Source organism: Nostoc sp. JL23, assembly GCF_017115065.1.
In the GTDB taxonomy this organism is placed as follows: domain Bacteria; phylum Cyanobacteriota; class Cyanobacteriia; order Cyanobacteriales; family Nostocaceae; genus Nostoc; species Nostoc punctiforme_A.
Genome location: NZ_JABXKN010000058.1, coordinates 1 through 9767 on the forward strand (window position 1 = coordinate 1; position 9767 = coordinate 9767).

Consider the following 9767-nt stretch of genomic DNA (forward strand, 5'->3'; position numbering starts at 1 on the left):
TTGTAAGCGTAGGTGACGGTGACACCATACGGGTGAAAACTGGTAACAAAACTGTGACTGTTCGCCTCGCTTGCATTGACGCACCAGAGATGAAACAGAATCCTTGGGGTCAACAATCATCAACAAGACTCAAACAATTGCTCCCAGTAGGACAAGCAATCACCATACGTGCTGTAGAAACTGACAAATACAAGCGCTTAGTTGCAGAGGTGTTTGTTGGTAATCGCAGTATCAATGTGAATATGGTGCAAGAGGGACAGGCTGTAGTTTATCGCCAGTATCTCAAAGGCTGTCCAGAGTCTAGAGATAGTCTGTTGCAGGGTGAAAACACCGCCAAACAACAGCGTTTAGCATTTTGGAGTCAGGCTAATCCTTTGATGCCTTGGGACTTCCGCCACAGAGCTACCCAAAAGACAACTTCTCAGGCGATTCAACCGCAGCAACAGAATAACTGTGATCCTGCTTACCCAGATTTTTGCATTCCAAAGAATTCACCAGACTTAAATTGCCGAGATATTAGCCAACGAAGGTTTAAAGTACTGCCACCCGATCCTCATGGGTTTGACCGAGATAGGGATGGGATTGGATGTGAACGGTAGAAGGGGAAAAGTTATATGAGATTAATTAAAAAACTTTTAGCATTGTTTTTTCTGGGATTTGGGATTCCATTTTCTATTTTGATGATTCTGGAAATGATTAATCCTAAAACTACCCCTAAAGATAAAGAAGGTGCTGTAGCTGCTTTAATGATTTTTACTATTCCGTCAACAGCTATGGGTGGGTGGTTGAGTTGGTCTTTAATAAAGCATCACAAAAGAGAACAAGGATTACTGCTTGAATCAGAACAAAAACGAATTGAGTTAGTGTTTTTAGAATTACTTGAAAACAACTCTGGGAAAATAACAGTATTGCTACTGGCGAAAAACGCCCAGATATCAACTCAGTTTGCTAAACAGTATTTAGATGAGAAAGCTAAGGAGCTTAGTGCTGATTTTGAAGTAAATGAGGATGGAAATGTTTCATATCGGTTCTTGTTCTGAGATTGCTAAAATTACAGTAGTTTAGGTCAAGCGATTGTGTTAAATTTCAGTACCAAAGGTAATCGCGTATAGATAAAATCAATATTATATATGACTGCTCTATGGCTGTGTAGCTGAAAAAGCAATTACATAATTTACAGATTTACCAGAGTATCAGAATCAGCTATTATAGGCAACTTTTTTTATTCACTGCTATGTGGGTAAACGCAACTATTTATCAGCGATTTCACTAATAATAGTTTGTAAGATAGGTTTTATATTTTGTGGTGGCCAAGCATGAATACCAACTGAATTGAAATGCTGGATTCTCGCCCGATATAATTCTTCACATTCATATCCTTCCTCAAAATATTGATGATCGTAATAACCATAAAGTATAAAATTAGAATCAATTCTTTTGAGAAAAGGTTCAACGCTAATATTTAATTTTATCGAGTGAAAATATTCAGTAAGATATCTGTAGATATAGCTCCAAAAATTATTAATTTCCTGTCGAGAGAATTCTTGCTCAAAGGGTTCATTTTGAATTCTGTTTTTATCAACATCTGCTTCATTCTCAAACAGTTTAGATGTTTGGTAGCAAATCCAACCACGAGACTCAAAAATACGTATGAAGTAGAAAAAAGTATTTATCTCCTTTTTGATCACTAGTAATATGGGAAAGTAAAATGAACCTCTGTCCTGATCAAATAAATCGCTACTATCTCCAAAGAGGGACGTTAAAGTGATAAACAATTCTGCTAGGTTAAGTTTATCTTCACTTAATAATTCGGAAAAATAGAGTTCCCTGAAGAAATTGGAGTCATCTTTAATGTCAAGGCTATTTTGCCTAAGTTTTCTATATTCAGAATCATCTAATCTCCAAAGTTCATACTTAATATTTTGTAATTGAAGCTCAATCTTATTGCGTTCTTTAACTTGTCTGACTACCTGTTTCATGTATCTAGCTCCAATTAATTAAAGATGGCGCGATAGGACTAATGTACTATTATAGTATTTCAGCTTTTGCACCATGAGCGATAACAACCCACAAACTGAATTTGATAGCCCTTGGAAACAGATACTACAACTGTATTTTGAAGAATTCATGCAATTCTTCTTCCCTCAAGCCCATGCAGAAATTGATTGGACACAACAACCGGAATTTTTAGACCAGGAATTACAGCAGGTAGTGCGTGATGCCGAGTTAGGAAAACGCCTTGCGGATAAATTGGTAAAAATTTATCGTCTTGGAGGAGATGAAGCATGGGTACTTGTACACCTGGAAATCCAATCTCAGTCAGAGTTCGACTTTAGCGAGAGGATGTTCACTTACAACTACCGCATCTACGATAGATACAAGCGTCCGGTTGCATCATTAGCAATCCTTGGTGATGAGCGTACTAACTGGCGACCGAATCAATTTGGTTATGAATTATTTGGCTGTATGGTAAATTTCCAATTTCCTGTGATCAAGTTGATAGACTATCAACAAAGGCAATCTGAACTGGAAGCCAGCCGTAACCCCTTGGCAACTGTGGTTATGGCACACCTAGCAGCAGTGCAAACGCGCAACGACAGGTTACAGCGTAAGCAGCAGAAACTTAGTTTAGTGAGGAAGTTGTACCAGCAAGGGTTTGAGCGAGAAGATGTTCTAAATTTGTTAGCTTTTGTAGACTGGGTATTGACACTGCCCCAAGATTTAGAGCGAGAATTTCAACTAGAAGTAGAACAATTAGAGGCAGAACAACGTATGCAGTATGTGACTTCTTTTGAACGCAGTGGTATTCGGTTAGGATTATTGGAAGGAATTGAGTTAGGTTTAGAACTCAAGTTTGGTGCTGAGTCCTTAAGCCTAATGTCGGAAATTTCCTTGTTGTCAGATATTGAACAATTACGGGCAATTAAAGAAAGAATCAAAACAGCTGCGACAATTGCCGAATTGCGTCAGATTTACCAGTCACCAGCAAACGAAACGCCGCTGTAGTTCAGCAACAGTTACAGATAATTCATCTGTATCTCTCAGTAATTATTTGTTCTGGTGCTAAAGCGCCAAGTCAAGATTATTGCAGCGAGGGCTAAACCAATAGCCAATCCCCACCAAAGACCAATAGCTCCATAGCCCGACGTGATTCCAAAAGTATAACCAGTGAATAAGCCAACACACCAATAAGCAAAAATTCCGATCAACATCGGGATTCGAGTGTCTTTGAGTCCGCGTAATGCTCCCGCCGCAGTCACTTGCACACCGTCAACTATTTGAAAAATCGCCGCGACTCCCAGCAATTTCGCTGCCAGGGCAACCACTTGTGCATTGTTCTGGTCGTTAATGTCAATGTAAAGAGAAATAATCGACTTTGGCGCTAACCAAAATGCAATGGCTGTTACAGCCATAGATAAAGCTGCAATGACAATGCCGACATATCCAGCCAGACGAGTGCCAGTTAGGTCATTTTGTCCGGCTAACTGCCCAACACGAATTGTTGTCGCAATAGAAACGCCCAGTGCAATCTGGAACGACATAGAAATAGTTTGTAAAGCAATTTGATGAGCAGCAAGGGCATTTGTTCCTAACCCTGTTTTGTCACTCTAGGCAGAGGAAAAGTAGAAATCAGGGTGAGTCAGGAAAATAAATATTGAACTGGTGAGGTTATAAATAATAGATTGAAGTTTAGAAAAACCCAAGGACAATTGGGGAATAGGAAAAACTGTTAACCAGGGATATATTAGGTTAAATAAAGTAAAAGGTTGAATTATTAAACGGAGATTGTTAAGAATGTTCTTCCAACCCTTTCCATCATCCCACCAAGGATGAGAAGCAAATTTTGATGGAGATTTTGGCACAGAAGACTGCATTTGTTCAGAGTGGAGGCTAACCATTAAGTAGCTACTACAAACAATCTCCCACCAGCGTTCAATATCCGCATAGTGAGTCAGCCTATAATCTGCCCAACCTAATTCATTCTTACTTTGCTTCAAGCCATATTCAACCCATGTTCTTAACCCATAGAAGTTACCTACATCTCTTGGTGTAATGTCTGGATAGTTACTCATGACATACCAAGTAGTGTTGCTCGGTAATTTATCAATATCTGTAGTAATCTGCCAATACCTTTTTTTTCCACGTTTGCCGTGAATTATTTCTCTAATATATCGATTTTCACTGCCCAGGTCAGAAAATACACGCTTGAATCTCTGCCACTCTAAATATTGAGTATGTTGTCTCGGAAGTAGCTCTACAGAATGGTTTGAGCGAATTGCTACTATATAGTTGAGATTCATTTCATCTAACACGGATATGAAATTAGTCCCACTCTCCCCATATAAACTATCTGCCAGTACTAAGTTAAATTTAAAGCCCATTGATTTTAGCTTCCGCATCAGCATTGCTGCTATTTGTGGCTTAGTTAAATACTTTTCTTCTGGCTTTAATCTTTCATGAGGCTTGTATACTTCAAACAGCAGTGGAAAGGTCATTCCGCAAAATACACCATACGCCGTGACTGCTACAATTCCATTTTCTACTTTACCCAAATTACCTATGTACTGTCGTTTCACATAATCTGTCTTATTCCCTTTCTTTTTATCTCCTGTCTCATCAATAACTAGAATGATTGGTCTACCTTTTAGAACTTGTAAAATTAGCTCTAATCGCAAAGCTCTTAGCTTCTCTACATCCCACGGTGATGTAGTTAAAAAATGATGCAAACCTTGCTGGTTATTTAATCCTACAATTTTTGCTATTTCTGGTAGTGTTTTCCGTTTTAGATCAGAAACACAGCCTACATGAAGGTACTTAAAAGCCTCGAAGCTCCTAACATCTGGAAACAGGCTTTTATACCACTGGCAATATTCGTCCACAAATTTTACTGTTGGTGCGGCTGGACGGGGCTGTACCATGCTCTGTGTCTTGGTTCTAGCATCTGTACCTTATTATACTACTGCCAGAGTGACAAAACAGGGCTAATTGCCCGATCAAGAAAGTGACGACAGTGAACAGTCCTACTTCTACTGCAATCAGTCCGCCGATGGGCAGCCCAACCTGAAAAATCTCACCAATGATATGGCGATGTTCTAAGGTAAAAGCTTTGTAGAGTGAGGGTTGAAAAATACCATACACTGCAAATTGAGGTTTATTGCATATATAAACTGTCAAAGCAATAAACATACTCCAAAGTGAGAATGTGCTTGCCCAACCGATACCAGCTAAACCCATTGCTGGAAAACCTAGCTTGCCAAACATCAGTACATAGTTAGCAGCGATGTTGAGCAAAGTACCCAAAACTACAGTCACCATCACTAATTGCGGTTGCAACAGAGCAGAAAGAAAACTTTTAAGTACCGCAAAGCCTAAAGCCGGAATGAAACCCAGTGCGATCGCTCTTAAATAAGTTTGTGCTAATGCTGCTGTGTTAGCATCCTGCCCTAGCAGCAGGAGTAAACTACCTCCATTGCAAAATAGTAAAGCAATTGGTATAGCTAGTATCAGAGATATCCCTAGTCCCAGCAGTGCAATTGTCCCGACTTTCTTTTGATTTCTAGATCCGTATGCTTGGGCAGCTAAGGGGCTAACAGCAGAAACAATACCAGTAAACAGTAGCAGACAAAAGCCAAAGATACTAGCTCCTAAACCTCCAGATGCAATGGTCTGGCTTCCTAGCCAACCCATCATTACCGTATCCACAAAACCAGTCGCTCCCTGAGCCACTTGTGCCAAGGAGAGAGGTATGGCCAACAAGAGGCATTTCTTTATTTCAGAAAACATCATAACCCAATGGGAAAAACAGAGGGTTTTTGAAAAATGTAAACCTGATGAGTGGAAATGTTGCTTTTTTGAACTAAAGCCTTTGCTGTAACTGCCATGTGCGTAAAGAGTGAAATACGGATTATATAGCAAGCAATCGCCTTGGCTCAATTCATGCTACTAATAGTTGCAATAATTACTTGTAAAGGAAAAGCGAACTGCCTGCACCTGAACGCAAAAAGGGATCGCAAACTAATTCAACGAATATTGACGAACCAAAACTGAAGTGCCGCTATTTAAAGTAGCCAGAGCTAAAACCGGAATAGCCGGAAGTAAACTTCTAACGCTGGAGCCGCCGGGGAGATCCCGATGACCAAACCCAGTCTGAAAACTGGTTGCAAAAAACTTCAATCGTTCCAGAATTAAAGCGTAGTTTACCGCCCCAGGCATCGCACAAAGGCATTGCCCCTCAAGCAATCGTGTACAAGCGTATGCGATTGCTCTGGCATTGCTCAAGAGCGTAAGCGTTCGCCAGTAGGGGTGCTTTTGTTTTAATAGCTGTGTTTATCCAGTATGTGTGGGTTTAAATAATCGCATTGCTAACAAGCAAGCGATCGCTTTTGCTTTTATCTGGTGTACTACTTAATGTAGACAAAAGATTCGCTTTGTCAACACGGCGTTGATAAAATAAATGAGTAATTGAATGGCTAAAGAGGTGGTGCTAGTGGACATATCTTACATATCTCGCTTTGCGTGGAACGAACAAATGGCAAAGCGCCTAAGAGAGATGCGTGGGAAAATGAGCCGTGATGCATTGGCAGTAAAAGCAGGTTTTAGTAGGTCTTTTATCCACAATCTTGAATGGGGCAATGCAGCAAATAGACCAGAGTCAATTGATAAGAAAGATGCACTTGCCATCTGTCAGGCACTTGAAATACCTATTTGGCAATTATATCCAGCACTTGCATTAGACGTAGATAATCTTCAAAAAATTTGCTCTAGTCTCTTGACTAATGTCAACACCATGTAGTAAATTAATTATCATAGAGGAACAAAGCGCCAGCCTCCCAGAAAAATAAAGAGGCGCTCACCATTGAACCTTGAAAATAGTAAATTTATTAATCCACCTGAGAGAGTAGCTGAGGCACTGGCGAAACCAGAGAAAGCGAGGGGAACAGGAAGGGAAATCGATTTGCGCTGAATAAAAAGTTGCGATTCAGTACGATAGTCGCTCTGAAGCTCGTTGCCGACTACCGCTCGATCAAGAGATATGCTGAATCAGGCAAGCTCTAGCCACTGGCTAAGAGCATTAAATATGAGGCTTCGCCAATTCTAGAATGAGGTGTTGTGGCAAGCCACAACGTCAATTAGTACACAAATCAAAAGGCGATCGCGTGTGTCTGGTAAACCCTGCGATCGCCTTTCTATCCATAAGGAATCTTAAAATTATGCCACAAACAACAACAACTGTAACCTCTTGCGTTAAACCAGTTGAAGAACTGAGATCAGTAGAGATTTCGTTTGAAGATCACGAATTCTATGCAGGTCAAAAACTCGTAGCTAGGATTACCCACGACGATGACCTAACGCAACCTTGGATAGTGATGGTCAATGGTGAGGAGATCCATCGCGCGAACACTTTTAAAAGATGCCACAGCTATATCACATGGCATTACCAGCGCGGAACACTGCCCATACAAGAAGAAGAAACCCCAGTCATTACAACGGGGAACGAAATCATGGTACAGATTGCTGATGAATGCGAAAAGTACGGGTTTGAAATCCTAAACGATGGTATCTACGACCACGATCGAAAGCTTGGCGAAGTAGGCTGTACTAACAGCAGATGGTGGGTTATTCGGGCAACTTCAGTGCATCAGCAGAAAATTCTGTGTGATTCTGCATTTGATGCGGTGTGGGTATTATCGATGGTAGAACTAACGCAACCATCTCGTGAGCAACTGCTGGATAAGCCGTTTGATCGACTAACGGCTAATGATAGGAACAGCTACGGCAATATTAACCATCCTCAGACGAGCCTCTTGATTGCGGTGAATTCACAGACTCCGATTTTGCGCGGATAGAGGGAATGGCGGCGTAAGAAAATCAGAAGGCGTGACCGAAATCTTCATCGGTCGCGCCTGCTGGTTTCAAGAAGTCTACGGCTTCGCCAATGCGAAAGTGAAATGCTTTTGGTAAAAATAAATGACCCCTCAAGAAAATGCTGAATTACTATCTGCACTGATGCGTCAGGAAGGGTTATTAAAGCAGTTAGTCGCAGCAATCAATAAACCGAAACTGGGATTGCACAATGAAGCTGGCAGTTGCAAAATCTACTGCAATCGTCACAATGGTTCACTGTGGTATACCTTAAACAACAGTGAAGCGAGTGCGATTACTCAAACTGCCTTAACTGGATATCTGCGAGAACTTAAATTCGAGAAGTGTGAGCGCAGAGGAAAGGAAGTTTACAAGTTGCTGATTACAATTCAAGCAGACAGACCCTATATATTAGAAAGTGGGCATGATACTCACTTTGCTAAATCTGTATTAGCTGCGATCGCAACTCTTACTCCACAACAATTATATTCTCCCATCACACTACAGCCTACTCCAGGGACGACAGATGAAAACGTGTTGTTCTGTCGTGTATGGGTAGAGTCAGAATTAGTCATGGCATCCTACAACGAGCAAAGCGACTGGCGCGAGATCAGCAAGCAGGCAATTGCTGTAACCAAAGCTGCGGCGGAGATGGTGTTTTAGCGAGTTGTAAACAGGGCTTGAGAGACTGTAGTTATAAGTTACTCAAGCTTTGTCTACAGCTAATACATGCTGTCTACTAGTTTGCCAATAACAAGAAATGACAACAACAATTGTTCACCCCAATATCGAAAACTTACAGCAGTTTTCTGACTCGTTCGACATTGAGAAATTATTGCAATCTGAGGGAGTTCTGGCGTGGCTTCTAGCAAATGGCTGGAAGTACGACGATCAATCCTGTCTGATTGCCAACATTATCGATGAGTCAACAAGTATTGATGAAGTTTAGGAATCAGACGAGTTTAATTTTAAGGCTCTGCCTGATGAAGATCAGGAAAAACTTCACCAGATTTTTGAGCATTTCTATCTCTAATCTTCTGTCACTCTCAATCAATAATTAACGCAAAGGTAACGAATTATGCGTGAAAAACTCTCCAGTCAGATTTAATCAGTTTGACTGGAGAGAAAAATCGATTCCACAAAAGATTATCACACACTCTACTTCAATACTAATCAGATGGAATTAAATTTGATTAAGGTTTACGACTCAACCCTGTTAAGCTCTTCAAAAGTTTACCAAATCAACGGTACACTTTATCGATATTTGGGAGATGAGGGTACTATCCAACATCCACAGTATTTGTTTCTGCCTCTGCCAAATCAAAGAAAAAAAGCCAGCTTTCGATTAAATCGAAACAAACTCATGACTCGCTGTTATGAAGTCGAAGGTATGGTCTATGAGAAGCCTGCGATACAGGATAATTCACAGCAACTTCAGCTATTTTAAGCCATGTCCATACATAAACCACCAGTCATTAAAAGACATATTCGCCTGCAAAAAAGCTCTACAAAAGTAATCTATAGAGCTACTACAGACATTCGCTCTCTTGAGAAATCACCACAAAGAAAGCTTCGCTTAATCGAAAGTGAAAAATAATGATTGAGGTCAATAATTATGGTACAAGCAATTGACAACCCTATTGCTGCAAATTTCTTAACTGATGCAGTAGTCGAGCGCCACAATTTCTCGCAATTAAATAAAACCCGCATTAGATTTCGCATCCAGCTAAAGAAAAGTACAAAGTCTGCCGCTCCCAAATGGGCAGATGTGCTAGTGCGATTCGTTGCTTAGGAATCGCGGTATCCAGTCCGTACATAACTAAGCCAACCTGACAGCAGATTACTGTCGTTAAAGGTTGAACTCTCGGTCAGATGTAGGTGAAAGCCCTACCATTCAGACTCAG

Annotated in this window: 13 protein-coding genes and 1 pseudogene; 9 read left to right on the forward strand and 5 right to left on the reverse strand. The window is 40.7% G+C overall.

Going from position 1 to position 9767, the window contains the following annotated elements; all coding sequences use genetic code 11:
* Positions 1-599, forward strand: a 599-nt coding sequence (locus HWQ42_RS11745) for a thermonuclease family protein (protein ID WP_292812139.1), incomplete at its 5' end; no start/stop codon positions are given.
* Between the two features lie 15 nt (positions 600-614).
* A complete protein-coding gene (locus HWQ42_RS11750; RefSeq protein ID WP_190964341.1) occupies positions 615-1040 on the forward strand; it encodes a hypothetical protein in 426 nt (141 codons plus the stop codon).
* A gap of 210 nt (positions 1041-1250) precedes the next feature.
* Here HWQ42_RS11750 and HWQ42_RS11755 read toward each other — a convergent pair whose 3' ends face one another.
* On the reverse strand, positions 1251-1979 hold the full coding sequence (locus HWQ42_RS11755; RefSeq protein ID WP_292812143.1) for a hypothetical protein: 729 nt from the start codon (positions 1977-1979) through the stop codon (positions 1251-1253).
* A 73-nt stretch (positions 1980-2052) separates the two neighbouring features.
* Between HWQ42_RS11755 and HWQ42_RS11760 the strand changes: the two genes are divergently transcribed.
* Positions 2053-3006 (forward strand): cytosolic protein, encoded by a 954-nt coding sequence (locus HWQ42_RS11760; RefSeq protein WP_190964338.1) that lies wholly within the window; start codon positions 2053-2055, stop codon positions 3004-3006.
* A 35-nt stretch (positions 3007-3041) separates the two neighbouring features.
* On the opposite strand, the pseudogene HWQ42_RS11765 reads toward HWQ42_RS11760, so the two are convergent.
* From HWQ42_RS11765 to HWQ42_RS11780, 4 genes and pseudogenes are all read right to left on the reverse strand, one after another.
* Positions 3042-3584, reverse strand: a pseudogene (locus HWQ42_RS11765) (MATE family efflux transporter); the annotation flags it as partial.
* Between the two features lie 24 nt (positions 3585-3608).
* Complete coding sequence (locus HWQ42_RS11770) at positions 3609-4919, reverse strand: IS701 family transposase (protein WP_292812145.1); 1311 nt, start codon at positions 4917-4919, stop codon at positions 3609-3611.
* Between the two features lie 16 nt (positions 4920-4935).
* Positions 4936-5757 carry an MATE family efflux transporter gene (locus HWQ42_RS11775; protein WP_292812147.1) on the reverse strand — a complete coding sequence of 274 codons (822 nt, stop codon included), beginning with the start codon at positions 5755-5757 and terminating at the stop codon, positions 4936-4938.
* A 258-nt stretch (positions 5758-6015) separates the two neighbouring features.
* Complete coding sequence (locus tag HWQ42_RS11780; RefSeq protein WP_292812149.1) at positions 6016-6279, reverse strand: hypothetical protein; 264 nt, start codon at positions 6277-6279, stop codon at positions 6016-6018.
* 187 nt (positions 6280-6466) lie between these two features.
* On the opposite strand from HWQ42_RS11780, the gene HWQ42_RS11785 reads away from it, so the two are divergent.
* From HWQ42_RS11785 to HWQ42_RS11810, 6 genes are all read left to right on the forward strand, one after another.
* The gene (locus tag HWQ42_RS11785; protein WP_292812151.1) at positions 6467-6793 is read left to right on the forward strand and encodes a helix-turn-helix transcriptional regulator; all 327 of its coding nucleotides are present in this window, start codon (positions 6467-6469) and stop codon (positions 6791-6793) included.
* A 307-nt stretch (positions 6794-7100) separates the two neighbouring features.
* Positions 7101-7847 (forward strand): hypothetical protein, encoded by a 747-nt coding sequence (locus HWQ42_RS11790; protein ID WP_292812153.1) that lies wholly within the window; start codon positions 7101-7103, stop codon positions 7845-7847.
* Positions 7848-7968: 121 nt separating this feature from the next.
* Positions 7969-8526, forward strand: a complete 558-nt coding sequence (locus HWQ42_RS11795; RefSeq protein WP_292812155.1) for a hypothetical protein — start codon at positions 7969-7971, stop codon at positions 8524-8526.
* 97 nt (positions 8527-8623) lie between these two features.
* A complete protein-coding gene (locus HWQ42_RS11800; protein WP_292812157.1) occupies positions 8624-8812 on the forward strand; it encodes a hypothetical protein in 189 nt (62 codons plus the stop codon).
* 228 nt (positions 8813-9040) lie between these two features.
* Positions 9041-9310 (forward strand): hypothetical protein, encoded by a 270-nt coding sequence (locus tag HWQ42_RS11805; RefSeq protein WP_292812159.1) that lies wholly within the window; start codon positions 9041-9043, stop codon positions 9308-9310.
* Positions 9311-9478: 168 nt separating this feature from the next.
* Positions 9479-9655, forward strand: coding sequence for a hypothetical protein (locus HWQ42_RS11810; RefSeq protein WP_190946554.1), 177 nt, complete (start codon positions 9479-9481; stop codon positions 9653-9655).
* Positions 9656-9767: the final 112 nt, after the last annotated feature.

Coding starts and splice junctions, on each gene's coding strand:
- HWQ42_RS11750 (WP_190964341.1), top strand. CDS start 615: ATGAGATTAATTAAAAAACTTTTAGCATTGTTTTTTCTGGGATTTGGG.
- HWQ42_RS11755 (WP_292812143.1), bottom strand. CDS start 1,979: ATGAAACAGGTAGTCAGACAAGTTAAAGAACGCAATAAGATTGAGCTT.
- HWQ42_RS11760 (WP_190964338.1), top strand. CDS start 2,053: ATGAGCGATAACAACCCACAAACTGAATTTGATAGCCCTTGGAAACAG.
- HWQ42_RS11770 (WP_292812145.1), bottom strand. CDS start 4,919: ATGGTACAGCCCCGTCCAGCCGCACCAACAGTAAAATTTGTGGACGAA.
- HWQ42_RS11785 (WP_292812151.1), top strand. CDS start 6,467: ATGGCTAAAGAGGTGGTGCTAGTGGACATATCTTACATATCTCGCTTT.
- HWQ42_RS11790 (WP_292812153.1), top strand. CDS start 7,101: ATGAGGTGTTGTGGCAAGCCACAACGTCAATTAGTACACAAATCAAAA.
- HWQ42_RS11795 (WP_292812155.1), top strand. CDS start 7,969: ATGACCCCTCAAGAAAATGCTGAATTACTATCTGCACTGATGCGTCAG.
- HWQ42_RS11800 (WP_292812157.1), top strand. CDS start 8,624: ATGACAACAACAATTGTTCACCCCAATATCGAAAACTTACAGCAGTTT.
- HWQ42_RS11805 (WP_292812159.1), top strand. CDS start 9,041: ATGGAATTAAATTTGATTAAGGTTTACGACTCAACCCTGTTAAGCTCT.
- HWQ42_RS11810 (WP_190946554.1), top strand. CDS start 9,479: ATGGTACAAGCAATTGACAACCCTATTGCTGCAAATTTCTTAACTGAT.